At 43.3% G+C, this 26428-nt stretch carries 19 protein-coding genes and 3 pseudogenes; 19 read left to right on the top strand and 3 right to left on the bottom strand.

The genetic code is table 11. From position 1 onward, the window contains the following. The first annotated feature begins 48 nt into the window (after positions 1-48). The 7 genes and pseudogenes from ABHC48_RS00995 to ABHC48_RS00965 all read left to right on the top strand — a co-directional run bounded on the left by ABHC48_RS00995 (position 49) and on the right by ABHC48_RS00965 (position 8762). Positions 49-966, top strand: coding sequence for a hypothetical protein (locus ABHC48_RS00995; RefSeq protein WP_227198953.1), 918 nt, complete (start codon positions 49-51; stop codon positions 964-966). Positions 967-1156: 190 nt separating this feature from the next. After that, positions 1157-3259, top strand: coding sequence for a hypothetical protein (locus ABHC48_RS00990; RefSeq protein WP_195698929.1), 2103 nt, complete (start codon positions 1157-1159; stop codon positions 3257-3259). 368 nt (positions 3260-3627) lie between these two features. Next, on the top strand, positions 3628-4605 hold the full coding sequence (locus ABHC48_RS00985) for a hypothetical protein (RefSeq protein WP_195698930.1): 978 nt from the start codon (positions 3628-3630) through the stop codon (positions 4603-4605). Positions 4606-4846: 241 nt separating this feature from the next. After that, a pseudogene (locus ABHC48_RS00980) lies at positions 4847-5647 on the top strand (prepilin-type N-terminal cleavage/methylation domain-containing protein); the annotation flags it as partial. Positions 5648-6071: 424 nt separating this feature from the next. After that, positions 6072-6983: a type II secretion system protein gene (locus ABHC48_RS00975; protein ID WP_272066898.1), complete on the top strand. Its 912-nt coding sequence runs from the start codon at positions 6072-6074 to the stop codon at positions 6981-6983. Between the two features lie 258 nt (positions 6984-7241). After that, positions 7242-7874 carry a DUF5052 family protein gene (locus tag ABHC48_RS00970; RefSeq protein ID WP_187566504.1) on the top strand — a complete coding sequence of 211 codons (633 nt, stop codon included), beginning with the start codon at positions 7242-7244 and terminating at the stop codon, positions 7872-7874. 69 nt (positions 7875-7943) lie between these two features. After that, positions 7944-8762, top strand: a complete 819-nt coding sequence (locus ABHC48_RS00965) for a glycosyltransferase family 2 protein (RefSeq protein WP_195698931.1) — start codon at positions 7944-7946, stop codon at positions 8760-8762. A 4-nt stretch (positions 8763-8766) separates the two neighbouring features. On the opposite strand, the gene ABHC48_RS00960 is transcribed toward ABHC48_RS00965, so the two are convergent. Continuing rightward, positions 8767-9585 carry an AraC family transcriptional regulator gene (locus ABHC48_RS00960; protein WP_195698932.1) on the bottom strand — a complete coding sequence of 273 codons (819 nt, stop codon included), beginning with the start codon at positions 9583-9585 and terminating at the stop codon, positions 8767-8769. Between the two features lie 164 nt (positions 9586-9749). Between ABHC48_RS00960 and ABHC48_RS00955 the strand changes: the two genes are divergently transcribed. After that, positions 9750-11249: an alpha-N-arabinofuranosidase gene (locus ABHC48_RS00955; RefSeq protein ID WP_195698933.1), complete on the top strand. Its 1500-nt coding sequence runs from the start codon at positions 9750-9752 to the stop codon at positions 11247-11249. On the opposite strand, the pseudogene ABHC48_RS00950 reads toward ABHC48_RS00955, so the two are convergent. Next, positions 11196-11399 (bottom strand): annotated as a pseudogene (locus ABHC48_RS00950) (DUF6783 domain-containing protein). The gene ABHC48_RS00955 and the pseudogene ABHC48_RS00950 sit on opposite strands and share 54 nt — an antisense overlap. Here ABHC48_RS00950 and ABHC48_RS00945 point away from each other — a divergent pair. After that, positions 11349-11459, top strand: a pseudogene (locus ABHC48_RS00945) (DUF6783 domain-containing protein); the annotation flags it as partial. The pseudogenes ABHC48_RS00950 and ABHC48_RS00945 sit on opposite strands and share 51 nt — an antisense overlap. A 68-nt stretch (positions 11460-11527) precedes the next feature. On the opposite strand, the gene tagD reads toward ABHC48_RS00945, so the two are convergent. Further along, positions 11528-11917 carry a glycerol-3-phosphate cytidylyltransferase gene (gene tagD, locus ABHC48_RS00940; protein WP_118584161.1) on the bottom strand — a complete coding sequence of 130 codons (390 nt, stop codon included), beginning with the start codon at positions 11915-11917 and terminating at the stop codon, positions 11528-11530. 331 nt (positions 11918-12248) lie between these two features. Between tagD and sdaAB the strand changes: the two genes are divergently transcribed. From sdaAB to ABHC48_RS00890, 10 genes are all read left to right on the top strand, one after another. Continuing rightward, positions 12249-12908 carry an L-serine ammonia-lyase, iron-sulfur-dependent subunit beta gene (gene sdaAB, locus ABHC48_RS00935; RefSeq protein ID WP_118584162.1) on the top strand — a complete coding sequence of 220 codons (660 nt, stop codon included), beginning with the start codon at positions 12249-12251 and terminating at the stop codon, positions 12906-12908. 79 nt (positions 12909-12987) lie between these two features. Beyond that, positions 12988-13875 carry an L-serine ammonia-lyase, iron-sulfur-dependent, subunit alpha gene (gene sdaAA / locus ABHC48_RS00930; protein WP_330382726.1) on the top strand — a complete coding sequence of 296 codons (888 nt, stop codon included), beginning with the start codon at positions 12988-12990 and terminating at the stop codon, positions 13873-13875. A gap of 163 nt (positions 13876-14038) precedes the next feature. Further along, positions 14039-15208, top strand: a complete 1170-nt coding sequence (locus ABHC48_RS00925) for an acyltransferase family protein (protein WP_173772512.1) — start codon at positions 14039-14041, stop codon at positions 15206-15208. A gap of 298 nt (positions 15209-15506) precedes the next feature. Beyond that, positions 15507-16838, top strand: coding sequence for an adenylyltransferase/cytidyltransferase family protein (locus ABHC48_RS00920; RefSeq protein WP_195698934.1), 1332 nt, complete (start codon positions 15507-15509; stop codon positions 16836-16838). A gap of 3 nt (positions 16839-16841) precedes the next feature. Next, a complete protein-coding gene (locus ABHC48_RS00915) occupies positions 16842-19121 on the top strand; it encodes a LicD family protein (RefSeq protein WP_195698935.1) in 2280 nt (759 codons plus the stop codon). A gap of 84 nt (positions 19122-19205) precedes the next feature. Next, complete coding sequence (locus ABHC48_RS00910) at positions 19206-20363, top strand: LicD family protein (RefSeq protein ID WP_195698936.1); 1158 nt, start codon at positions 19206-19208, stop codon at positions 20361-20363. After that, complete coding sequence (locus ABHC48_RS00905) at positions 20360-22255, top strand: thiamine pyrophosphate-binding protein (protein WP_195698937.1); 1896 nt, start codon at positions 20360-20362, stop codon at positions 22253-22255. The genes ABHC48_RS00910 and ABHC48_RS00905 overlap by 4 nt, the downstream gene beginning before the upstream one ends. A gap of 893 nt (positions 22256-23148) precedes the next feature. After that, positions 23149-23886 carry an SDR family oxidoreductase gene (locus tag ABHC48_RS00900; protein ID WP_173735412.1) on the top strand — a complete coding sequence of 246 codons (738 nt, stop codon included), beginning with the start codon at positions 23149-23151 and terminating at the stop codon, positions 23884-23886. A 190-nt stretch (positions 23887-24076) separates the two neighbouring features. Then, positions 24077-25357, top strand: a complete 1281-nt coding sequence (locus tag ABHC48_RS00895) for an L-serine ammonia-lyase, iron-sulfur-dependent, subunit alpha (protein ID WP_195698938.1) — start codon at positions 24077-24079, stop codon at positions 25355-25357. 97 nt (positions 25358-25454) lie between these two features. Then, on the top strand, positions 25455-26411 hold the full coding sequence (locus tag ABHC48_RS00890; protein ID WP_118577950.1) for an ABC transporter permease: 957 nt from the start codon (positions 25455-25457) through the stop codon (positions 26409-26411). Positions 26412-26428 lie beyond the last annotated feature (17 nt).

The following is a 26428-nucleotide window of genomic DNA, read 5'->3' as shown; positions in this document are numbered from 1 at the left end:
GCTTAGCTTGTCTTTTCTGACTCCTGCAAAGAAAAGGAGGACCAGCCTATGGTAAACAGAAACTACAAGGACACGATATTCCGGATGCTATTTTCAGATCGAAAGAATCTGTTATCGCTTTATAATGCGATTAATGGAACATCCTATATGAATCCGGAAGACCTGGAGATTGTCACACTTGAGAATGCGATTTATATGGGAATGAAAAATGATCTGTCGTTTATTATTGACACCAATCTTTTCCTGTATGAGCATCAGTCAACATACACACCGAATATGCCCTTACGGGATCTTTTTTACATATCCGCTGAATACCAGAAGCTGGTGAATAAGAAGTCTCTATATTCATCAGCATTGCAGAAAATACCGGCACCGAACTTTATTGTATTTTATAATGGTACAGAGCGGAAAGAAGACAGATGGGAGAACCGTTTGTCAGAAGCATATGAGAATATATCCAGTGAACCGAAACTTGAACTTAAAGTAGTAACTTTGAATATCAATGAAGGCAGTAATAGGGAATTGATGGAACAGTGCCAGATACTAAGGGAATATGCAATATATGTAGCGCGGGTTCGTAAATATGCAAAATATATGCAGCTGGAAACAGCTGTAAAAAAAGCTGTAGATGAATGTATTCAGGAGGAAATTCTGGAAGAATTTCTTCGGAAAAATAGAGCGGAGGTTATCGCAGTGAGTATATTTGAATATGACAAAGAAGAGGAAGAACGTAAACTGAGAAAAGCTGAGTTTGAGGCTGGTGAGCAAAGCGGAATACAAAAAGGAATACAAAAAGGAATACAAGAGGGAATACAGGAAGGAAAGGAATTGAAAACAAAAGAAATTGTCAATTCACTACTTCAGGATGGAATGGGCATTGAAAAGATTGCAGAACTGCTGAAAATTAGCAGAGAACATGTTTTGGAATTAGCAGGAATGAAAATGTCAAAATATGATGGCTTATAAGCCAATATGAAAAGGAATATCCAACGCAATTTTGGGCTTTTAACTATAAATTGCATTGGATATTCTTAATGTTTTCTTTGCACCCCATTCTACTTGTTAATTCCCCCATCAAGTGCTAAAATCAAAACAATGAAGTTCTGCAATGGTCTAATAAATCTATCAATCTATCTCAGGAAGGAGCAAAAAATCTATGAAAAAGAATCACCACCTTCATCGGCTGGTTCGTCTTTGCCTCATCATTTCCCTGCTTCTGCTGTGCAGTACAAGCCAGGTATTTGCTGCAGCAAAGGTAAATGTGAAAAACACCAAAATCAAATTATCAGCCACCAAACTCACCTACAATCAAAAAGCCCAGCGCCCGAAGGTAAGCGTCACCTATAAGGGCAAAGTCCTGAAAGAGAAGAAAAACTATGTTCTGAAGTATTCCAAGGGCTGCAAAAAGGTAGGCACCTATACGGTTCAGATTATTGGAAAAGGTGCTTATACCGGCAAAGTGAAAAAGCAGTTTACCATTTTGCCTCCAAAGACCCAGGTAATGGGTGGTTATGTTGGAAAAAAGAATGCCAGTGTGATAATAAAAAGGCAAACCGCTCAGACCAGCGGTTACCAGCTGCGCTATGCCACAAATTCCAAATTAAAAAATGCGAAAACCATAACAGTCAAAGGAAACAAAAACAACACCGTTTCCCTCAATGGACTGAAAGCCGGAACTACATATTATATGCAGGCCCGTACCTACATGGCCATTAAAGGAAAGAAATATTATTCCAAATGGTCTTCCACGGAACGTTGCAAAACAAGCGGAAAGTCAAAAGGAAATACTTCAAATACAACGCCTACCCCTAAGCCGGTTCCGAAATTAACGCTCGAAGAGGGAAAAGCAAATATAACCCTGGAAAGCGGAAGATATTATGAGATTGAAACGTCAAATGGAATCAAAGACATTAATATTTCTGATCCGGCTGTTGTATATTCTACAGATGAAGCTGAAGGCGGAAATAGCCGCTTATTTGCGACACTTGAGCCTGGGAAATGCGTGATTACCATCACGGATATTTATGGACAAAAAATTACTTCCACGGTTTCAGTTACCCAGAAGCTATACAATCCGCATACTGAGACTTCTTATGTAGTGACATCTGAAACCGTTGACAGCACACTTCCTGTTCCCACCATCAAGTCAATAGATTATGGTGACGGATGGGTGGATGTGAACTGCCCGGGAACTTTTTCCCAGTCAGATCCCTATGTTGGTTACGAAGGTTATCTTTCTTACAATGATAAGTTTGCATATAGTGTTCAGGATACGCGAACAATCGGTGATGATAACGGGATAGGAAGTGTGAGTTTCTATTATTTAGACTCAGGCCGCAGTTACTATACAAAAGTACGTTCTTACACCATCCGCAATAATGTAAAAGTCGTTGGACCGTGGAGTGAAATCCGTAAAGTGGATTTGCCAATATATGATACGAAAGGTACAACACCTGCTAAATATACATATGAAATTTATGGTCTGGACAAGCAGAAAGCAGATATTTACACACAGTGTATCAAACCTCTTTTTATAAAAACAGACAATCAGGATCTAAATTCTTTTAGACTGATCTGTGATGGAGAAAGCCCTTTGATAAATGTGTATTCAGGTGGATCAACGCACATATATGATGATATTCCTTATGAAAACGGCGATTCCGAGACCACTTCCCTGAAAAAAGTAAAAGGCGGTTATATCGGATATGTATATTTTGAAAAAGCAGGAACTTACAATATCGAATTCCGGGAATACTCCATGTCTGGTTATACGGTTGCAAAAACAGTGGCATTAAATGTTATGGATTATGACCAGGCTGAGAAAGCATGGATGACTGACATTATCAATAAAGTTACAACTTCCGGTATGACTCCATTTGAAAAAATGGATGCTGTAAGTGATTACCTCACAGAGCCAGGTCGCTTCAAATATGTAACGGTACATGGAAATTATCTGGTATCTCTGGCAGCAGAACCTAATACTCCATTTTTTGTATCTTATCGTTGGGATTCCTGCACATCACCGGCAGCCCTTTGTGATTTTGCAAAGTTAATCGGTGGTTTTGATGATATTCATAATTGTTATGGTGATTATCAGAGAGGCACTGAGGAATGGTCTCGCTGGCATTATGTGGCTAAACTTACGATAGGAAGCGAAACACGAAATTACGCCGTATGCCCGATGAGCCCAACCGGTGAAGTCGGCGAAACACAGATGATCAACCTGACAGACCTTAGTAATATGAGGAAATTTGGGTGATTTCAATTTAAATAATTCTTTTTACCGGGCAGACCAGAAGTCATTTCTGGTCTGCTTTTCTGCACAATTCTTATGAAAATCATATACATAATCCTCAATTTTTTTGATTGACATTGCCCTTCGTTAAGTCGTATACTTAATTTACTTTTACAAAAGAAAAATCTAAATCTGACCATTCGGTCAGGTAATTCCATTTCGTTATGAATATTTTGCGTGGGGATGAAATAGTTGTTGTAAAGTTGTACTTTTGTATACTAATACTTGAAAAATACAAAATATATGTATATACTAATGATAGTACAAAATGTTCGTTCTTGTATTGTACACATGACTTTATATAACTTTTTCATACCAAGAAAGGAGTGTGCATGCGGGAAAAGAACGCCACATCAATTGAGTACTTTAAGGATCCACGACGGATAGTGGATTTTCTGAATGGAATGGTTTTTCATGGCAGGCAGGTTATTACAGAAGATAATCTGTTGGAGAAAAATCCAGTGCTGCATAATGTCTATCGGGAAAAGAATAAAGTTGTCGCTATAGAAAATACACCAGATTTGTCTGTTGCAGTGACGTGGAAGAGTCTGAAATTTCAGTTTATGATTCAGATACAAACACTGGAGCATTATGCAATGCCGGTCAGACTTTTGCACGAGAAAGGAATTGACTATTATAATCAGTGGAAAAAACTGCAAAAGGATCATAAGAACTGTAATGATTTAAAAGATAATGCCGAGCGGCTTTCGGGAATGAAAAAGACCGATCATTTTTACCCTGTGCTTCAAATTGTAATCTATTTTGGACAAGAGCACTGGCGTGCAGCCTTCAAAATGGATGATCTGACCGGAGCAAATGATTTTCCAGAAGAACTGCAGAAATTATTTTCCGAGACACCAATGTTGCTTTTTGAAGTGTATTATTTCAAAAATATCCACTGGTTCCAGACCGATTTGCAACAGGTTTGTGGATTTTTGCAAAGAACGAATGACAAAACGGCTTTACAGGAGTATGTAAAGGCGAATGAAGAGGTTTTCTCCAAACTAGAAGAAGACACATTTGACCTACTTACCGTAATGTCGGGAATTAGGGCCATGAAACTTATAAAGAGAGATGTTGAAACGGTGGGAGGTGAATTTAATATGTGTAAGGCGTTTGATGATATGATGAGAGACAGCAAACAGGAAGGGATTCGTGAGGGCAGACGTGAAGGCGAACGTAAAACAGAAGAACGAATGAATGAATTAATTCAAAAGTTAGTCTCTGCTGGACGCATTAATGATTTATTGCAGGCAAGTAATAATAAAAAGTATCGAAAAAAACTGATGGCAGAGTTGGGAATTGCATAAGGGTAAAATTGGGTGGCAGCCTTTGACAGCTGCCACTCTATTTAATTTCAGAAGAGTTACAATCCGTTAGGTGAATATAGCCCAACTTTAGTATTTTCATTTATTACATTGTACTTCATGACCTTATGTGTTACTCTATTCTAAGAATCGCAATTGTATTTGACTAATTCAGGCATATACAGTAATGTTGCCGATAGGAGACATGTCCGTTTATGGAGTAAAGGAACTATGAAAAAAAAGAAAAGGTTTTACACTGGCAGAGCTTCTCATTGTTGTTGCCATAATAGCAGTATTGGTGGCAATAGGTATTCCCATATTTACCAGTCAGCTTGAAAAAAGCCGAGAAGCAACCGATGCCGCAAATATAAGGGTACAGTATGCACAGGTTATGGCTGAAGCAATTACAGTCGATGGAAATGTAAATATAGATGGAAAAGATTTTGAAAAAATCAATCTTAGGCAAAAACAGCCAGACTGGCAAACTGAGACAATCACCAATAGTCTGGGAAATTTTTCTGTTATTGAAGGAATTCCCGGGACACAGGCGTGGGTAGAATATCATGCTGATACAGAAACGGTTTACATTAAGTTTGAGGGGGAAAGCCAAAATGGTGATAGCGACTCAAATGGGGAAAATAATATCCTGATAGATAGCAGTTCCTGGGATAGCACATCCGGTTGGGAGGTAATAAATGCGAAGTTTGAGAATGGAAAGGCAATTCTAACGCCTTTTTCTCATAAGGATAGTGTGCTAAAACAGGGTGGCGATGGAACGATTATGTTACAGGCGAATAAAAAATACAAACTTGTTGTTAATATAGAAGAGTGTGGCGCGAATCTAAAGGTTAGATTGTCAAATAGAAATGGCAATAATACCTACCTTGAACAAAATGTTCAAAATTGGGGGAAATATGAATTTGATTATACGCATGAAAAAGGGCGCGATGATGATGTGCGAATTTCTTTTGAAGTCCCGAAAGGTCAAGAAAGAAAAGATTCGGTATGCATTACATCAGTCTCTTTTATGCAGGTAAATAATTGAAAACACAGTCTGTGCGGATATTGAATAATTGCGAACATAATCGAAAAGAGGAAGAAGAGCTCCGGTATAGGGAGGAATATGATGTTGGAAAAATTGCTGGAGTTGAAATGGAGCGCAAAAATACGAAAAAGAAAGTAACAGAGCTAATCTTGTCAAGTTGAGGACGTCTTGTTAATCAATTCATAGAAAAAAGAATTTCTCGCAAGGTAGAAGGCAAACAAGTCTCGTCCTTGTTGGGATACTTTTAATTACTGCTGGAAATGCCGAAATGTGGTATTAACTGACATCCCCTTTTCAGCGCAATTCTTACGAAAATTATATGGTATTTTGTCGAAAATGCAGGTGGATTTCTTCATATCTATATGCTATCATTAAAAAGAAAAAGTATGTTTTTTGCAAAAAAACATAAGAAAAAGGGATGTTTATGAGAAGTAAAATGAAATCTGTTAGGGGGTTTACTCTGGCGGAACTTTTGATTGTTGTGGCAATAATTGGCGTTTTAGTTGCAATCGCTATTCCCGTTTTTACCAGTCAGTTGGAACGGAGCCGCGAAGCGGTGGATCTTTCAGATGTTAGGTCGGCTTATGCAGAAGTAATGATGGCTGCAATTACAGGGGATACTATGGCTACATATACTAAGAATAGTAGTGAAACAATATGGAAAAATAACGGTGATTATTCCATTACTGTAAAACCCTTAAAACAGCAAAAAGATGGCTGGCAAACACCGCTTCCAATTACCATTGGTGGAGTATCGTCAGGCACAGGAGAACCCCAATGGGTTGGAAATCCAGGACCTAATGGATCTTGTGTAATTACATATCATCCAGCGGAAGGGACAAATTCAGAATATGTTTCGTTTGTGTGGAGTGGTGGAACTGTTGGGGATAATGGAAGTAATAATCCAAGCGAAAATCCCGGAACAGATCCATCAAATCCAGATAATTCTAATCAAAATATTCCGCCTACGAACATAATAGGAGGTTTAACAGCACCTATACATTCTTATCCAGAAATTGCATTTAATGGTATTAGAGGAAATGTTTATTCTTATAATGGGAAATTATATGTTTGTATTAATAATCAAAAATATGATGCAAAGGGTAGTCCGACAGGAAATTATCAATGGCAATTTCCAGAACTTAAAAAGATTGAACCATTAACATCTGCCAATTTAAAAGAAAATGATAATCATCAAAATTGTCTTGAAAATTTACAACGAGGACAATTGTACTTTGATGGAACTGATTATTATATATGTCATATAGACTCTAAGTATGAGATTGCTCCACCAACAAATACGTGGAACTGGACTAAAATTAATAGTAGTAAATAGATTTTTATTAGTAATGGGTTGAAGTTAGAAGTTTTAAGCGTAGTAGTTTAATTTGCTACTACGCTATTTTCAACTATTTTTTCAAACACAACTATTAAGCTTAAAAAAACGATATAATGTATAAAAATTTAGAGTATGTGGTACAGTGATTCATCTTGTATTCTGTGATTTGTCATGCTACTATAAATCTGTAACTATCTTTTGATTCAAGTTATAGCGGAAGCATATCAAACATAAAAACACATGGAGAGAAGAAAAATGCAAAAGAAAAAGAAGAGGATATTTGCAGTCCTTTTGTCCGCAATTCTGGTAGTTGCGCTCACCGGCTGCAGTAAGCTGGGTTCCATTATTAATGAAATTCATGGCTCATTGATCGGAAACAATTATACCGTATATACCTATGATAATTATGGAAATCAGACCTTGAAAACTTCTGGAAAGAAAATCAGCATTACCGGAAATAAAATCGAAACCGTCAGCTATGACAGCGATGGAAGAGCAGTAACCGGCTATGATCTGTCTTCAGTAATCACCATTACCATTGATGGAAAAGAAATCGAAAGCTGCGGAGATACCTGTGTATTTGTGCAGAATGGACTGAAACCGGAGGTGGATTTTTCATTAGACGAGGTCAACAGTAACGGTGGGAACGGAATCACGGATAATGCAGCTCTGGCAAGGGTTTTGAACCGGTACAAAAATGATTTCGGCAAATCCAGGGTTGTGGTCATCAAATCCCAGCTTGGACAGCCTATCGCCGCATTTTCCGGAGACAATGTCTATTGGGAAATTCCAGATGATCTGCCGAAAATGACCAAGCTTATGGTCGATGGGAAAGCACTGTACATACACCGGGCAAACTACCAGATTATTGATAAAGATCTTCTTTAAAGATAAGTGTGTATTTAAGAAATCGGATGTTTTATAATGATAGAATGTGAAAGATAAGAGGAGTTACAAATGGAACTTACAGAACCAGGACTACGAGTGAAAAATGCAGAAAAAACGCAGCAGTCCAAGAGGGCATCAGGGGAAGAAATACGACCAGCGGTATCTGTGATCATGCCTGTATATAATGGAGAGAAATACATCGCCCGGGCAGTGCAGTCTGTTTATGCGCAGGATGTACCACTGGAGCTGATTGTCATTGATGACGGCTCTGTTGATGGAACCCGGGAAGTTCTCATTCCATGGGAAAACAGACCGGATTTTGTTTATATAAAAAATGAGCGAAATCTCGGTGCTGCCGGCTCCCGTAACCGTGGTGTGTCTGTTGCGAAAGGCAGATATGTGGCATTTCTGGATGCAGATGACTGGTGGGAAGAGGGAAAGCTGGCGGCACAGCTGGCCGCTCTTGAAATGACCGGTGATGTAATCTGCTCCACAGGACGTGATCTCATGAATCCGGACGGAACCTTTACAGGCAAGTATATTCCGGTTAAATCCAGGCTGGATTATCATGAGCTTCTGAAACATAACAGCATTAACTGTTCTTCCGTTCTGATTCTCCGTGAGGTGGCACTGGAATTTCCGATGGAGCATGATGACAGCCATGAGGATTATATCACCTGGCTGAAGGTGGTGCGAAAATACGGACATGCCACAGGAATTAATAAGCCCTATCTGAAATATCGTCTGTCTCAGGGCGGAAAGTCAAGAAATAAAGCCAAATCTGCCATCATGACCTATCAGGTGTACCGTTACGTTGGCTATGGACCGCTGAGAAGTGCCTGTTTCTTTTTGTCCTATGCACTTCACGGAATCTGGAAATATCGTTAAAGTATCAATGGGGCTCTCCCATTTTCCTGCGCCATTGCAGGGGAGAGCATCCTGCCTGTTTCCTGAAATATCTGCTGAAATGGGAAAAATCTGAAAATCCGCACATCTGCGCAATCTGCTGGACAGTCAGTGCTTCATTTGTCAGCAGGTTCTTTGCCTTATCCATACGAATCTGAAGCAAATCTGCATGAGGGGTACTCTGGAAAAATTTTTGATAGCAGGAATAGAACTGGCTTTTTTCCAGGCTGACCGTTTTACAAAGCTCTGTGGTGTCCCATGGCTTAGCGTAGTTCGTGAGCATTTCCAGCCGAAGCTTTCGAAATGCAGAATAAAGATTGTCTCCTTCTGTTCCACTTCCATGTATCTGATGGCTTTTAAGTCCCCTTGCAATCGTAATCATAAGCTGCTGAAAGAGAGTATATTCGTATTCATCGGAAAATAAATCATTTGCTATATGTTCTTTGTGAAGGAGCCGGATGCAGGCATCGATCTCTTCACAGTTTCCCGGATAAAAAACAGTGTTAAGTGGGATCCCATACTGTTTTTTCAGATCTGCCTTACAGGAAAAATGAAGGTAGCTGTTCCGGAATCTGTGAACAGCCTTATAATGCTGCTCATATCCGGGAGCATAGAGGATACATGCATTTTCCTTGGAAATATTGAGCTTTTTGTCCAGATAAACCTTCATAGGTGTCTTAAAAAGCAAAAACAGATAGTCTCCGCTTCCATTGGGACGGTAGATCTGATCATAATCAGGGTTTGAATAGTTGTATTCGCAGAACTGAATGGAAAAATCCCTGTCTGCAGATTCGTGAAAATTCATGATCCGGACTCCTTTCACCATTTTTTTCACTGTAATCGTTATCGGAAAAAAAGTCAACTATATCGGAAGAAAAAAACTGGTAAAAAAATCGTATGCCATTAAAATAATAGATACATAAAGAGCAGAAAAATGCCATACAACTGGCACCATATAAGGAGGACACCATGAAAAAAGCACAGATCATCATCGATAAATATTTCCTCACCGGCAAGGTGGATAAGCGGATTTTCGGTTCTTTTATTGAACAGCTGGGACGTGCTGTTTATGAAGGAATCTATCAGGAGGGCAGCCCGCTGTCTGACGAGCAGGGCTTTCGTAAAGATACTCTGGAACTGGTAAGGGAACTTCAGGTTCCGATTGTCCGTTATCCGGGAGGCAACTTTGTTTCCGGTTTTAAATGGGAAGACAGTGTTGGACCGAAGGAGCTAAGACCTGCCAGACCGGAACTTGCCTGGGGTGTGATCGAGAACAATCACTTTGGCCTGGACGAGTTCGTAGACTGGGCGAAGAAAGCAGACACAGATATTATGATGGCAGTGAATCTTGGAACAAGAGGACCGGAGGAAGCCAGAAATCTTCTGGAATACTGTAATTTTAAGGGCGGTACCTATTACAGCGACATGCGTAAGGCCAATGGTCATGCAGAGCCGCATAACATTAAGACCTGGTGTCTGGGAAATGAAATGGATGGTCCATGGCAGATGGGACACAAGACTGCATATGAATATGGAAGAACAGCAGCGGAGACCTCCCGTATTATGAAAATGCTGGATCCGGAGATCGAGACAGTTGCCTGCGGAAGCTCCAATCTGATGATGCCGACATTTGGAGATTGGGAGTACACGGTTTTGGACGAATGTTACGATCTGGTGGATTACATGTCCCTTCACCAGTATTACGGCAATGCTGCTGATGACACCCCTGATTTTCTTGCAAATTCCAAAGGGATGGATGACTTTATTTCCGGCGTAGTCAGCATCTGCGACGCTGTCCGTGCGAAAAAGCATGGCAAAAAGCGCATTAACCTTTCCTTTGATGAGTGGAATGTGTGGTATCACAGCAATGCAGCCGACGAGAAACTGGAAAAATGGGGACAGGCTCCACATCAGCTTGAGGATATTTATAATTTTGAAGATGCCCTTCTGGTTGGAAGCATGCTGATCACTTTACTTCGCCATGCAGACCGTGTGAAAATGGCATGCCTGGCACAACTGGTAAATGTAATCGCGCCGATCATGACCTCCGATACAGGTGCATGGCACCAGACTATCTTTTATCCATATATGTACACAAGCATTTTCGGAAGAGGAACTGTGTTGAATACACAGGTACTGGCTCCGGTATACGACAGCAGGAATTACTGTGACGTTTCCTGTCTGGATTCTGTGTGCGTATGGAATGAGGAGAAAGATACTCTTACAATTTTTGCAGTGAATAAAAGTCTTGAGGAAGATCTGGAGGTAAGCTGCGATTTGCGCCAGTTTGAAGGCTATCAGGTGAAAGAACACATTGTACTTACTAATGACGATATGAAAGCTGTAAATACAGAAACGGATCCCGAAAAGGTTGTGCCTGTGAAATCCGCTGCAAGCCGGATTGACGGCGGTAAATTAAGTACTGTGCTTGGAAAACACAGCTGGAATATGATCCGTTTTGCTAAGTAGTCCGGGATAAATATTTGCAGATGCTGTGTTAGAGTGTGTTTGAAAAATCATTCCCGCAATCTGCACGCCCCACTTTGCGGTATATTTTGCCCGAATTCAGTTGCCGTAGCCCGCTACGGCGCCTTCATCCGGACAAAATCTCCAATAAATTGTGACGCACATCCTGCAAATCGTTTTTGGGGAAGCGTGCACATTGTTGTCATGAAATAAAAAAGTCAGAGATTTCGTAACCTGCATGAATCATACGAAATCTCTGACTATATAATTACCAATGCTTCCTATTTCTGCAGATCCGCCTTAATCTGCGTAGTAGAAATCTCCGGTGTCCTCGGAAGGTACACCACGTCGCAGTAAGGCTTCAGAAAGTCAAACTTCCCTTCCCAATCGTCACCCATAACAAAGGTATCTACGTGGTATTCTTTAATATCACTTACCTTCTGCTCCCAGTTCTCCTCGGGAATCACCAGATCCACATAACGGATGGCTTCCAGCAGGGATTTCCTTTTTTCATAAGAGAAATAGCATTTTTTATGCTTCTCGTTCCAGTTAAATTCATCTGTAGATAAAGCTACGATCAGGTAGTCGCCATAAGCTTTCGCCCTGCGCAGCAGATTAATGTGCCCATAGTGCAGCAAATCAAAAGTACCGTAAGTAATCACTCGTTTCATGAATTGTGTGCCTTTCATAAAGAAATCTGAAAATAGTTTTGCCGGAATGGTTCCAGGCGATTTACACACAACTATTTTACCACAGTCCAGGTAGAAAGGAAACATAAGATTATTTATCGGGAGTATTGTGCATTGCGAAGCGCGTTACTGTGAATGGAGTGAACAGTAAACAAGAAGTAAACAGTTACTCTTTATCCATGTTGTAAAAGGTATGTTTTAATGTTAAGATGGAACAATAACAGTGCAGATGTGAGCGGTAACGTGAAAACATCTGCAGGCTGCCGGAAACGAAAAAAGGCAGCGGATGAATAAAAGGAAGAGGAAAATAAGTATGAATGTATTTGACATTCTGGGGCCGGTTATGATCGGACCGTCCAGCTCACATACTGCGGGAGCAGCCCGGATCGGTCTGATGACAAGGGCTCTTCTTGGAAAAACTCCGGTGAAAGCGCACATATTTTTGCATGGTTCTTTTGCGAAAACCTATAAGGGACACGGCACGGATAAGGCTCTTGTAGCGGGAATACTGGGAATGCAGACAGATGATGAGCGTATCCGCTTTTCACTTGATGTGGCGAAAAAGGAGGGACTGGAAATTCAGATTGAGACTGGTGAACTGGAGAATACGCACCCGAATACTGCGGAGATCACTTTGACTGCAGCAGACGGGGAAAAGGTGTCTCTTCGGGGCAGCAGTATTGGCGGGGGGAATATCCTGATCACCCGAGTGAATGGAATGGAGGTTGCCCTTACCGGGCAGAATCCTGCTTTGATCGTGCTTCACAAGGATGCACCAGGGACGATTGCTGCGGTTACAGAGCTGATGGCAGAGTATGGGGTGAATATCTGCAATTTTCACTTGGCGCGCGAGACCAAGGGTGGTCTGGCGGTAATGACTATCGAGAGCGACAGCCATTTTGTTCCGGAACTCAATGAGAAGATTAACCGGCTGGAGAATATATATTCCAGTACGATGTTAGAGCGTGTTTAAAAAATCATTCCCGCAATCTGCACGCCCCACTTTGCGGGAAATTTCACCCCACAAAAAATACAATAAAGGAGAATTCACTGTGGATTTAAACTACCACTCAATGGAATCCCTGCTGGAGGCAGCGAAGGAGAACAACTGTCGTCTGTCCGCGCTGGTTCTGGAGCAGCAGGCGGAGCAAATGGAACTGCCGAAGCAGGAAATATATGAAAAAATGAGGGAAAACTATCGGGTTATGGCATCCTGTATCCAGCCTGGCAGCGCCCCGGATCTGAAAAGCACAAGCGGTCTCACTGGTGGAGATGCCTATCGCATGCGCACTGCTGTAGAGCAAGGGAAAAATCTTACAGGCCCCCTTCTTGGAGGAGCCCTCTATCGTGCACTTGCAGTATCAGAACTGAACGCTTCCATGGGAAGAATCGTAGCAGCGCCTACAGCAGGAAGCTGCGGCATTGTACCGGCAGCTGTACTCACCATGCAGGAGCAGTACCAGCTTACAGAAGAGGAATGCGTCATGTCCCTTTTCACAGCATCCGCAGTGGGAATGGTAATTGCCAATAATGCTTCACTTGCAGGAGCGCAGGGAGGTTGTCAGGCTGAGTGCGGTTCTGCATCTGCTATGGCAGCGGCGGCAATTGTGGAACTTGCCGGCGGCACACCTGATATGATCCAGTCGGCAGTAGCCACTGCTCTAAAAAATATTCTGGGTCTTGTATGTGATCCTGTTGCAGGGCTGGTTGAAATTCCATGCATTAAGAGAAATGCATCAGGCGTAGCAGGGGCATTTGTGGCAGCAGAACTGGCTCTGGCCGGAATCCGAAGTGCAATTCCGGCTGACGAGGTGATCTGGACTATGAAAAAGGTAGGAGATGTGATGCCTACTGCCCTTAAAGAAACAGCAGAGGGTGGCCTGGCGGCAACACCTACAGGGCGCAAACTGCACCAGCAGGTTTTTGGAGAAATGAAATAGTATATTATTGCGATTTATCGGCAACACAAAACCACAGGAAAATATTTCAAAACACGTTAAAATGTTAAAAAGTTATTCCAAAAACCACAAAAATATGTTATCCTTTATTCATAAAACTGACATGTCTGAAAAATAATTAAGTCAGAGTATAAAGGTGGCTAAAATGAGCAAGAATACGAAGGAACAGGAAATCCCATATTCCTACCTTGTGGATAATATAAAAATATTTTTGATTTTTCTGGTGGTTTTTAATCATATCATTGCATTCCAGCTGGTTAAAGCAGATCAGGTTGTGCGTTTTGTGTGGTATGGAATTACCATATTTCATATGCCGGCGTTCATATTTATTTCCGGTTATCTGTCCAAGAAGCCTCAGGATGTGATGAAGAATGTTAAGAATTTATTGATTCCATATATTCTGGGTTATACACTTACCTGGGCAGCGCAGATCTGGCTGGGAAATAAAATGGATTATGAACTGCTCCGTCCTTCCGGAACCGTTATGTGGTATGTGCTTGCGTTGTTTGCATACCGTCTGACCATAGAAGCATTTGGAAAAATAAGGTTTATTGTACCTCTCAGCATTATTTTTGCGCTGTGGGCAGGAACCAGAATGGAATTCAGTACATTTTTATCAGCTTCAAGAATTGTGGTATTTTTCCCGTTTTTTGTGGCAGGATATTTATGGAAGAGTGAATACACCAAGGTGATCCGCAAATTTAAAGGCAAGATCGTGGTTGCGCTTTTCGTGATCATTCTGCTGTTTGTGGCGACCAATTATATGATCGGAAATAATATTCCGGTAGACCTTTTCCGAGGCAATCATTCCTATCTTGCAAGTGGAATGGACAATGTGGAGGGAATGGTAGTCAGAGGAATGATGTATCTGATTTCCTTTACGGTTATTTTTGCATTGCTGGTGCTGATGCCAGATAAACGCCATCCATTTATTTTCCTGGGAAGAAACACAATGGGAATTTACTTTTTCCATTATCCCATCATGATTCTGATGAACGGACTTATGATTCTGAATATTCCGCAGCTGATGAATGTCTGGGCATTGTTCGGAGTGTCGCTGCTGTTTGTACTGATACTTGGAAGCCTTCCTGTAGACTGGATCTACACTAACATTATGGGACTGATCACATTTATTCTTTTCAAACGTGAGAAGAAGGTGGAGGATGAAGGCCTGGAAGACGAATACGATAATGAAGAGGAAGACCGGTTCGCAGTACTGGCACAGCGTAGAATGGCTATTGAAGAGCTGGCCGCTACATGGGATACATCGTTTGATACAGAAGAGAAAGAGGAGCATGAAGAAGGACAGTCCTGAGGGATTGTCTTTCTTTGTATCGGAAAGGGACTACTGTGAGCAGAAATTTTGTTCATATTTTTTCACAGGCAGATGTTCTTTCATAATGACTTACTATGCAAATTGTGTTATACTAAATGTATTTAGTGATTGCTGTTTGCAAAACATACAGGAGAAATTAATGCAGAATCTTTTGGTGAATGAGTGGTGGATTGCGAATAGTAATTTTTTTGCGGTAATCCTTACGCGCGCCTGGGAAACGCGCTGAATGATATGGGTTTCGAATTTTGACAGGGAGTATTTTTCAGGGGAAAACACTATGAAAAAAGTAATCACTTACGGAACTTTTGACCTGTTCCACGAGGGACATTATAATATTTTAAAAAGAGCGAAAGCATTGGGCGATTATCTGATCGTGGGCGTGACCAGCGAGAGCTACGATATTGAGCGTGGTAAGCTGAACGTGCGGGACAGCCTTCTGAAAAGGATTGAGAACGTACGCCGTACCGGTTTTGCAGATGAGATCATCATCGAGGAGTACCAGGGGCAGAAGCTCAGCGATATCATCAAGTATAAGGTGGATCTTCTGGTACTTGGTTCTGACTGGCGCGGCAAATTTGACTACCTTAAGAATTACTGTGATGTGGTGTATCTGGAGCGTACCAAGAATATTTCCAGCACCAAGCTGCGCGGTGAGGGAACCACTTACACCGTGGGTGTAGTTACAGATAATGACCAGGATAATGGGATTGTGTGGGAGACAAAATATGTCAGCGGTCTTCATGTGGAGTGCGTTTTTTCTGAGAATGCAGAGGCAGCGGAGTCGTTTTGTGACAAATATGAATTGGATTCCTACTACAGCGTGGAGGCAGATAATGGGGAATGGCAGCAGGGATTTGACTGCTTTTTGTCCCAGGTAGATATAGTTTATATCAAAACCGAGCAGCCTAAGAGGGAGAAATATATCCGCAGATCCCTGGAGCTTGGAAAATATGTGATAAGTGACGCTCCTATGACGAATAATAAGGAGAAGCTGAAGGACCTGTTTGCACTTGCGGCAGCCCATCATGTACTCCTTGTGGAGAAAATAAATCTGGTGTATCTGCGAGCCTTTAACCAGCTTGTCTGGCAGACACACAGCGCCTTGGTGGGCGATATTGTGTGTGTGAAATGCTCTATTTCACAGGATCATTTCGAAGGAGGGCGGAGTTTTTCCGAAACTGCAGTTCTGCCTTTGTGTGCTATTATCAAGATACTGGGAAGAAATTACCAGGAAGTGAATTCCAATGTGGTGAAGGACAGATCTGGAAACTGCATTTACGATATGATTACCATGAAATATCAGGATGCTCTTGCCACAATCGAGATTGGCACCACAGTAGATGTGGAGGATGAGTTTGTTGTGATCGGTACGAAAGGCCGTGTGACCATCCCGGGAGACTGGTGGAATACAGGATATTTTGAGGCAAAGATAGACGACAGCAAGGGACTGAAGCGGTACTGCTTTAACTTCGAAGGCAATGGCCTCCGTTACCTTTTGCAGGAGCTGCTTATTATGATCAGTGATGAGAGAACGGAATGTACCAGACTTTTTAATGAGGAATCAGAGACTCTGGCAGACATTCTGGAAATCATAAACCAGAGAGGATAACCAATGACAGAGAAACAGGAACATCTGCTGCAGCTTTTCCGTGAGCTGGATGAGATCTGTAAAAAGAATAATCTGAGATATGTGATGGCGGGAGGAACAGCCATCGGTGTTGTGCGAAACGAGGGATTTATTCCCTGGGATGATGATGTGGACATCTATATGCCCAGAGATGACTGGAACAAACTGGTGGAAATTTCCGGATCCGTGCTTCCGGAGCACCGCGCCCTTCAGTGTGTGGACGTAGACCGCAGCTATACCAATACTTTTCCAAGGTATGTTGCTACGGACAGCTGCGCCCTTCACAAGCATCAGATTATCGGCAGGGACAGTGCCGGTGAGATCATCGATGTGCTCACCCTGGATCCCATTCCCGCAGATGATAAGGAATATGAGAAATACAGAACTCATATGATGATCTACTCTGAGCTGGTAAATATGGTAGTTGTATATGGTGCCCGCTGGGAAATTCCGGTGACTGCCTATCTGCGCTGGCTTTTTTCCTATACATTTCTGGGGAAAGACCGCACATTGAAGAAACTGGAGAAGATCATGTATTCCTATAAGGAAGAGGATTGTCCGCGCTATGCAATGCGCTGGGGCGGCTGTCCGTTCCTTTTTGATAAGGACATGATGTTTCCTGTGAAATATATGAGCTTTGAAAATACAAAGGTAATGGTGCCGCACAGAATGAGTGACTATCTGATCTGGCATTACGGAGATGAATGGTCCTATATTCCACCCCATGGGGAAAGAGAATCCCATGATGCGGTTACGGTAGAGGGAATTACCTATAAAGAGCTTCGGGATGATTATCTGCCGGGAATCCGCAAGGGCAGGCTTCGCAGAGATTCCATCTGGCGCAAGATATATTCTCTTGCAGGCGCGAAGCGGAACCACCGTCTTCAGTATAAGCGCAATCTTCTGCTGGCAAAAAGTACGGTGATGGATCTGGAGGCGCGCATTTCAGAAAGCAGACACAGCCTGAAGGAATTGGTAGAAAAGCGTGACTTTTCCCAATTAAATGAAATCTTTACAAAATATTACCAGGTCCAGCTGAGCTCTGCGTTTATCGGCAGGGAGGATTTTGGCGGGATCTATGCTTTTTATCATCCTGTTTTGCTGGAAGTCAGCGATGTGACCTTTTATGCGGCAATGCTGACGCTGGTTTATACAGAACGGATCGGGAAAGCATGGAGAATGCTGGTGGTGAAGGAGCAGACCGGTACATTCCCTTCTGAACTGGCCCAGTTGAAATCTGATATTGAACTGTTTCGAAGAGCAGTCTGCGATTATGAATTTAAGCGTTATCAGGAAGCGGAGGATACGATGGTGCCGTTGATGGAACGGTATCCGGAAGTGCCGGGATTTGTGAAATTTAAGAGCCGTTTTCTTATGGAACGCGCCCGCAATGGAATTGATATGGTGGAAGCGGAGCTTTATATTGATGAGGCACTGCGGCTTTTCCCGGAGGACGGGTATTTCCTGAAGTACCAGGGAGAACTGCTCTGGATGAAGGGCAAATGTGCGGATGCTCTGGAAGTTTTTGCAGATGCCCGTGAGAAAACAAATAATGGAATTACCCAACTGGAGTTGGATAAGTTTTTGAATCCTTATGGCAGGGAGACGGTGAAGACTTGTCAGCAGCTTCTGGATGTTGGACAGAAGGATGGGGCGATGAAGCTTATGGCTTTGTGGTACAGACTTCTGCCGGAGAATCCTTCTGTGCGGGAATATTATTATCTGGCCCGCGCAAGTGTTGCGAAAAAGCGTTCTGAGGTGGAAGAACTGATCGGGGAAATTCTAAAGCGCATTGATGCAGAGCGTGCAGAGAGCCCGGGTGAGAACAATGACATCCAGATCTATAAGCGTGCACTGACAAAAGCATGGGAGCGCCTGGGCTATCCAGGTGAGCTGGCAAGGGTTCGCACAGATCTGGTTTACACCAGTGAGGCGGATGATCTGGAATGGCTGGCAGAACGTGCCAAGGACGGACAGATCCGCAAGGAAAAACGAGCCCAGGTGTACAAGGTAATTGGAGATGTGAGAAGAAAACAGGGACAGACGGAGGCTGCGTTCCAGAACTATCTGGAGGCACTGCGGCAGAATGGAAGCGGTTTTGTGCGAACGGAGCTTTCCAGAATATTTCTCACAGATCTGTATGAAGGAAGCAAGAGAGCAGCTGTATATGCAAAAGCCGGAGATGCTTCTGAGTTTTTGAATCAGTGGCTTGGAAAGTATGGAAGTATAGAAGAGATACAGCAGCTTGTGAAAGAATGCTTGTGACACACATCTCGCAGAAAGCCTTTTTCAAACAGGCGTTGGTAACAGTGTGATTACTATGAACAGACAGATGGGAGCAGACATAGCTTGAACAGAGAAATAAAAGAAGTTGTAAAGCTTCTGGCCGAAATAGATAAAATATGTAAAAGAGAAGGAATTCCTTATTATCTGGGACCACAGCTTACTTTGTGCTGTGTTACCGGGCAGGAGATCACCAGCCCTCATGCAGGTGTGGTCTATATGCGGACTGCGGATATGGAGCGCTTTCGTCTGGCTGTGGAGAAGGAGACTCCGGATGGCAGAATTGTAGAATCCATGAATAACAATAAGCGTTTTTATGGATTTTTCCTTCGCTATACAGATCTGGATACGTTGTGCTTCCGTCTGAATGAAGGCAGGAACTACAAATATCCGGGTATGGGAGTGGATATTCTGCCCCTGCGTGGAAAACAGCGTTCCAGACTCGCTCATTTGTGGACAAGAGCCCAGGAAGTGGGATGGAATGAGCTGGCTGATTATTATGGAGACCGAAAAGGCAGGAAAAAGGCAATCTGCCGTTTTGTCATGAGGCTTCGCCTGGTCACAGGACGTGCCCGTCTGGGAAAAAGCCTTTACCGCATGCTCTGTAAAAGGATGAATGTGGAGGATACCCAGGAATATGTAGTTCGCCTGAAGAAAAAGGCAGTGTATTTTCCAAGGGAAATTTTTGATGAGACAGAAACTGTGGTGATCGATGGCAGGAAGTTTCCGGTGCCGGGAGATACTTATACGTATCTTCAGAAGTATTATGGGGAAGACTACCAGGAGAAGGTTCTGGATAATTATACAGTGAAGCTGTCGGAAATGGTCAGTGCCAGGATCCGATTCGAGGATTATTTTCAGGAAGTGGGAAGTCAGAAGAGCCTGATCCGGAAGCGAAGCCATGCCCGACGAAAGCAGGGACATGCCAACCAGAAAAAGGAATATCTGAACTGGAGCTGGAATTATGTGAAATTCTGTGCATCCAAGATTGAATTGGAGAAATATTATCTGGATAACAAAGAGTATATTATAAATCTTTATAAGAATAAAGATTATCCGGCTTTGGAAAAAGTTTTTGTCCCATATACAAAGGCTATGGTGAAGAGCCTTAAGAATGACGAGGTGTTTATTCCGGATGAGGAGCTTCAGCATATTTATCTGGATATGTTGGGGGTAGCAGGAAGGACAAATCTGAAAAAAAAGGTGGAGAAATTCTGGAAATGAAAGTAACGGATTACATTGTTGAGTTTTTACAGAGAAAAGGGATTCATGATTTCTTTGGATACCAGGGAACCATGATCGCCCATCTGGTTGATTCTATAGAGAAAAATCCTCATACCAGAAGCCATTCCAGCTATCATGAGCAGGGAGCGGCTTTTGCAGCATGTGGATATGCCCAGGCGGGGGAACGGTGTGCATGTGCTTATGCGACCAGCGGCCCGGGTGCTGCGAATCTGATTTCAGGAATCGCAGATGCTTATTTTGATTCTCTTCCGGTTGTTTTTCTTACTGGTCAGCTGAATACTTATGAGTATTCCGGCATCCCGGGACTTCGGCAGCAGGGCTTTCAGGAGATTGATATTGTTGCCATGGCGAAGCCTGTGACCAAGTATGCAGTACAGATCCGGGAAGACGAGGATATTGTAAAAGAACTGAATAAAGCTTATCATATTGCGAATTCTGGTCGGAAGGGGCCGGTATTGATTGATCTTCCTATGAATATACAGCGGGGGGATGTAAAAAATCCGGTTTATGACATAAGTCTGGATGAGATGGGATTTGGTGCAGCTTGCGAGAGCAGCATGGAAGCAACTGCAAACAGCTGCGGAGCAGCAGGCGTGGACATGGCAATGAAGCCGGACGACAGTGGAGTATTAGAGTCTGCAAAAATGGCAGACTGTGAAATATCAGCTTGTGCTGTTTCTGCAGCAGATGCAATCCGTGAAGCTCTGGATAAAGCACAGCGTCCAGTAATCATGTTAGGACATGGAGTCAGCGACAAAGCAGTTCGCGACCAGTTATTTACTCTGGCACGCCAGTGGAAAATACCAGTGATCACAAGCGTGTTGGAAATGTCAGCACTACCGTGGGACGATCCGCTGAATTTTGGATGCATCGGAGGCGCTTACGGACATCGCTATGCCAATATGATCGCCAATGCGAAAAGTGACTTGCTGATTTGTCTTGGCATTTCCCTTTGCACCCGTCAGATTGGTACGAAAGTTCATGAGTTCGCGAAAAACGCGAAAATCATCCGAGTAGATATTGATAACTATAATTTGCAGCGAAATATTCACGAAAATGGAATTGATGAAATGAAATTCTGTGCAGATGCTGCCGAGGTGATTCGGGCAATGGCAGAAAATGCGGAAAGTGCAGGGAGTGCAGAATCTGATGGCTCGACGGTTTATGATTTCAGTGAATGGCTGGCTGTGTGCGCCGATATAAAGAAATCTTTGCGCGCAGTAGATGATTCCACCCCGGAACGTTATCCGAACCGTATGATCGCAGCTTTAAGCGACGCTCTTGCAGACACTTCCGCAGTAGCAGTTGACGTAGGACAGCATATGGTATGGAGCTACCAGTCCTTCCATAACCAGAAAGACCAGAAGCTTCTTTTCTCCGGCGGACACGGAGCAATGGGCTATGCTCTTCCAGCAGCAATCGGAGCTTATTACGCCACCGGAAAGCCAGTAGCCTGCATTTGCGGTGACGGCGCATTCCAGATGAACATTCAGGAACTGGAGTGGGTCAAGCGTGAGAATCTTCCTATTACCATGATGGTAATGAACAACCACGCCCTGGGAATGATCCGCCACCTCCAGCGCGACTACTTTGAGCAGGTCTATGCTGATACCTCAGAAGGCAGCGGCTTCTCGTCCTGCAACTTCGCAGAGGTAGCCAAAGCTTATGGAATCAGCAGTGCCTGTATGGAAGCCAATGAGGTTGTTGAAAAAGCGGCAGACTTTTTACATGGCACCGAAGCGCCGAAACTCCTTGAAATCCGCCTGGAGCCCGGCACCTTCGCTTATCCCAAGACCTGCCTGGGCGAACCCATCCACAACCAGCAGCCGTATATCCCGAAGGACGTCTACGACAGACTGATGGATTTATAAAAAATAAATTTATAAGAACCGGGCTATTTTCAATAACACATTGAAAGTATGACCTGGTTCTTGTTATCATAGAGAATAACGAAATTGTTATTTAGTTGATTAAAAGTTCTTTAATGCGGACGCATTTGGACAATGTGTATTACTCACTCGCCGGCGCAACGCTCCAGCGAACTAATCGCTAACTGCGACTAATGCGTTCGGGAGAGCCCTCACGCATAAGTCTCCGTAAGCGCTGGATTTCGCTTACGCTAAGAGCGCGCCTGAAATGGCTCGCTGGAGTAATACACATTGCCCAAATGCTGTGTGTCGGCTGAAACTGATGCTGTTTAGGAACTTTTAACAAGGAGGTGGTGGGAGTGATTGGTTTCCCGATACTTTCTTGGCAATGATAGATTAGGTAAAACTAATAAAGCTGCGAAGTATCAACCATCTAAATGGGATATCGAAGGCACATAAAATAATATGTCAAGTTTTTTACTTGTAAAACAGCCCTAAAAATGTGCAAATACTTCATCAAAATTGTAAAAGCCGCTAATTTCGGGCAAAATCCCTATAAACTTTCGTTTGCGATACAGTATAGGGAAACCAGTCACTCCCCCTCCCCACCTGTTGAAAGTTCCTATGTACAAATAAGTCCCAGCCAGTACACAGCATTCGGGCAATGGTGATTGCTCTAGCGAGCCATTTCAGGCGCGGTTTTAGCGTAGGCGAAATCCACTGCTTAGGTCGACTTAATCGTGAAGGCTCTCCTGAACGATTTAGTCGCAGTTAGCAGTTAGTTCGCTGGAGCGTTGCGCCGGCGAGTGAGCAATCACCATTGTCCGAATGCGTCCGCCTTTAACAACTTTCAACACACTAAATAGTAATAAAATATACAGAAAAGAGGACACCCCATGAGCAAAGTAACCATAATCACCGGCGGTACATCTGGAATTGGAAGAGGGATTGCGGAGAAAATTCTGGAAAATTCTGCGTCAGACGATATTTTATATGTAAGCTATGGACATAACACAGAGCAGGCGGAGGAATTTCTTCATGCACAAACAGAGGAAAATCAGAAAAAAATCCGGTTGCTCCAGGCTGATATGTCATCCTATGATGAAATGATGAAATTTGTATCCCGGGTCAAAGAAGAAGCGAGCCATGTAGACTGGCTGATAAACAACGTAGGAATCAGCACCTATGCGAAATATGAAGACTACACCTTCAACGAATGGACCAAAATTGTGAATACCAACCTGTCTGTTCCGGTATTTCTGGTGAAAGAACTTCGCCCCATTATGAGCGAAGGCGGCAGCATTCTTTTTACAGGCTCCTACGCAGGACAGCAGGCTTATTCCTCATCTCTGGTTTACGGCGTCACCAAATCCGCCATTCATTTCCTTACCAAATCCCTGGTAAAAGAACTGGAACCAAAGCAGATCCGGGTCAATGCCATTGCCCCGGGATTCATTGAAACCAGCTGGCATAAGAACCGCACTCCGGAAAGCTATGAACGCATTAACCGTAAGATTGCGCTTCACCGCTTTGGTGAGATCTCAGAAGTGGCAGATATGGCATACGAAGTTCTGAAAAATGGATACATGAATGGAAGCGTTGTAGACATTCATGGCGGATATGACTATTTCTAAAAAGAATCCTGTGATCTGATTCCAAATAAAAAATCTGTATCAGGATTATATTCGCGAAGTGATTAACAAAAACAAAATTCACAAATATAGTTCGGGATTTTTCTAAATATAAAATTTCTGGAATTAATTGATTTTAAGAAGATAGTGTGCTAAAGTATTTATAATGTTGTGCGAAAGCGAGGAGAAAACATTGCACAAAAGTGATGAAAAATACCAGGCTTACGTAAAAATCCTAGAGGAAGAACTGGTTCCTGCAATGGGATGTACCGAACCCATTGCCATTGCCTATGCAGGCGCAGTGGCGAGAAAAACTTTAGGTAATCTGCCGGAACAGCTGGATATTAAAGTAAGTGGAAATATTATCAAAAATGTAAAAAGCGTCATCGTTCCCAATACTGGCGGCATGAGGGGAATTGCAGCTGCTCTGTGCGCGGGTGTGATCGCAGGCGATGCGGAAGCGCTCCTTGAAGTAATTGCAAGAGTAACATCCGGTCAGAAGGAAGAAATCAAGTCCTACATGGATCAGGTGAAACCCAGGATCACTCCGGCATCCACCGGGCATGTATTTGAAATCGATCTGACCGTAACCAAAGGTACTGAAACGGCCCGTGTCCGCATTGTAGATACGCACACCAACATCATCCTTATTGAGAAAAACGGCCAGCCTGTTTTCCGGAAAGATGTCTGTTCAGGTAAGGAAGAGAAAAAGACCGACCATTCCATATTAAACATAGAAGACATTATCGACTTTGCCAATACTGTTGACACAGAAGATGTAAAGGAGGTTCTGGAGCGTCAGATCCGTTACAATACAGCCATTTCTGAGGAGGGACTTCGTGGAAACTATGGAGCGAACATCGGAAAAGTCCTTCTTCACACCTACGGCGACAATATTAAGATCCGTGCCAGAGCCAAGGCAGCAGCCGGTTCCGATGCCCGAATGAATGGCTGCGAGCTTCCTGTGGTGATCAACTCCGGAAGCGGCAACCAGGGCATGACTGCCAGCATTCCGGTCATTGAATTTGCCAGAGAGCTGCAGGTTTCCCATGACAAAATGCTTCGCGCCCTGGTGCTTTCCAATCTTGTAACCATTCATCTGAAGACTGGAATCGGAACTCTTTCTGCCTATTGCGGTGCAGTAAGTGCAGGCTGTGGAAGCGGTGCGGGAATTGCTTATCTCTACGGCGGCGATTATGAAGTAATTGCACATACAATCGTGAATTCCCTGGCAATTGTTTCCGGAATCATCTGTGACGGAGCGAAAGCCTCCTGCGCAGCCAAGATTTCAGCAGCAGTTGATGCCGGAATCATGGGCTATGAAATGTACATACAGGGACAGCAGTTCTACGGAGGTGATGGAATCGTTACCCACGGTGTGGAAAATACCATCCGGAACGTGGGACAGCTGGCGAAGGAAGGTATGTGCGAAACGGATAAAGAGATTATCCGGATTATGGTAGAGCGTGTTTGAAAATGGATTTCTGCAAGATGTGCGCCACAATTTGTGGGAGCTTGCGGAAATACTTTTTCAAACAGGTTCTAGGAAAAGGAGATGAAGGGAAAACACTATGAAGTGGAAATACATATTAAAAAGAATACTGATTGCCATTCCCACTTTTTTCGGAATTACCATATTGGCCTATTTTATTCTGAATATGGCGCCTGGTTCACCGCTGGATGCACTTCTGGCAGATCCGGGAATTACTCCGGCAGAGCTGGAACGTAAGAGAGTGGCACTTGGACTGGATCAGCCGGTGATCATTCAGTATTTTACCTGGCTGAAACAATTGCTTACGGGAAATCTGGGATTTTCCTACAGCACCCAGAGACCGGTGGCAGCGATGATACTGGAGCGTCTTCCGGCTACTGCGATTCTGGCGGCAAGCTCCATTGTACTGTCATTGATCGTATCCATTCCTCTTGGAATCTTTGCTGCCTCCAGGCCGAATTCAGGAAGAGATTACTTTTCCGGCGGTCTGTCTATGCTGATGATGGCGACTCCGAACTTCTTTGTAGGACTGGTATTTATTTATCTGTTCGCCATTGTGTTTAACATTCTGCCATCAGGAGGAATGTACAGCTCAAGCGGAGCTCATACATTCGGAGATCTGATGAAGCACATGATCCTGCCTTGTCTGGTCCTTTCCTTTCAGCAGATCGGAGGATGGGTAAGGCACATGCGAAGCAGTATGCTGGAAGTTATGCAGGACGACTACATTCGTACCGCCAAGTCCAAAGGTCTTACCAAATGGAAAGTGATCATGAAGCACGCCTTGAAAAATGCCCTTACACCGGTCGTTACAGTTGTGGGAATGTCCATTCCTTCTATTGTAGGCGGCGCAGTTGTAACCGAGCAGGTTTTCGGATGGCCGGGAATTGGTTCTCTTATGGTAACAGCGATCAACGGACGAGACTACCCGGTTATTATGGGAATCACGGTTATGATCGCGGCAGCGGTTCTTATTGCGAATATTCTCACTGATGTTGCATACGGAATTCTGGATCCGAGAATCAGCTATAAATAAGGGAGGATAGAAGACAG

The sequence above is a fragment of the Ruminococcus sp. 1001136sp1 genome, assembly GCF_039841815.1.
Classification (GTDB): domain Bacteria; phylum Bacillota; class Clostridia; order Lachnospirales; family Lachnospiraceae; genus Blautia_A; species Blautia_A faecis.
The sequence above is the reverse complement of the archived record's forward strand: the minus strand, read 5'-3'. Positions and strand labels throughout refer to the sequence as shown.

Excerpts from the sequence above, each read along its gene's own strand:
- ABHC48_RS00890 (WP_118577950.1), top strand. The coding sequence starts at position 25,455 with ATGAAGTGGAAATACATATTAAAAAGAATACTGATTGCCATTCCCACT.
- ABHC48_RS00965 (WP_195698931.1), top strand. The coding sequence starts at position 7,944 with ATGGAACTTACAGAACCAGGACTACGAGTGAAAAATGCAGAAAAAACG.
- ABHC48_RS00990 (WP_195698929.1), top strand. The coding sequence starts at position 1,157 with ATGAAAAAGAATCACCACCTTCATCGGCTGGTTCGTCTTTGCCTCATC.
- ABHC48_RS00975 (WP_272066898.1), top strand. The coding sequence starts at position 6,072 with ATGAGAAGTAAAATGAAATCTGTTAGGGGGTTTACTCTGGCGGAACTT.
- ABHC48_RS00925 (WP_173772512.1), top strand. The coding sequence starts at position 14,039 with ATGAGCAAGAATACGAAGGAACAGGAAATCCCATATTCCTACCTTGTG.
- ABHC48_RS00970 (WP_187566504.1), top strand. The coding sequence starts at position 7,242 with ATGCAAAAGAAAAAGAAGAGGATATTTGCAGTCCTTTTGTCCGCAATT.
- ABHC48_RS00985 (WP_195698930.1), top strand. The coding sequence starts at position 3,628 with ATGCGGGAAAAGAACGCCACATCAATTGAGTACTTTAAGGATCCACGA.
- ABHC48_RS00960 (WP_195698932.1), bottom strand. The coding sequence starts at position 9,585 with ATGAATTTTCACGAATCTGCAGACAGGGATTTTTCCATTCAGTTCTGC.
- ABHC48_RS00905 (WP_195698937.1), top strand. The coding sequence starts at position 20,360 with ATGAAAGTAACGGATTACATTGTTGAGTTTTTACAGAGAAAAGGGATT.
- ABHC48_RS00995 (WP_227198953.1), top strand. The coding sequence starts at position 49 with ATGGTAAACAGAAACTACAAGGACACGATATTCCGGATGCTATTTTCA.
- tagD (WP_118584161.1), bottom strand. The coding sequence starts at position 11,917 with ATGAAACGAGTGATTACTTACGGTACTTTTGATTTGCTGCACTATGGG.
- ABHC48_RS00900 (WP_173735412.1), top strand. The coding sequence starts at position 23,149 with ATGAGCAAAGTAACCATAATCACCGGCGGTACATCTGGAATTGGAAGA.
- sdaAB (WP_118584162.1), top strand. The coding sequence starts at position 12,249 with ATGAATGTATTTGACATTCTGGGGCCGGTTATGATCGGACCGTCCAGC.
- ABHC48_RS00920 (WP_195698934.1), top strand. The coding sequence starts at position 15,507 with ATGAAAAAAGTAATCACTTACGGAACTTTTGACCTGTTCCACGAGGGA.
- ABHC48_RS00915 (WP_195698935.1), top strand. The coding sequence starts at position 16,842 with ATGACAGAGAAACAGGAACATCTGCTGCAGCTTTTCCGTGAGCTGGAT.
- ABHC48_RS00955 (WP_195698933.1), top strand. The coding sequence starts at position 9,750 with ATGAAAAAAGCACAGATCATCATCGATAAATATTTCCTCACCGGCAAG.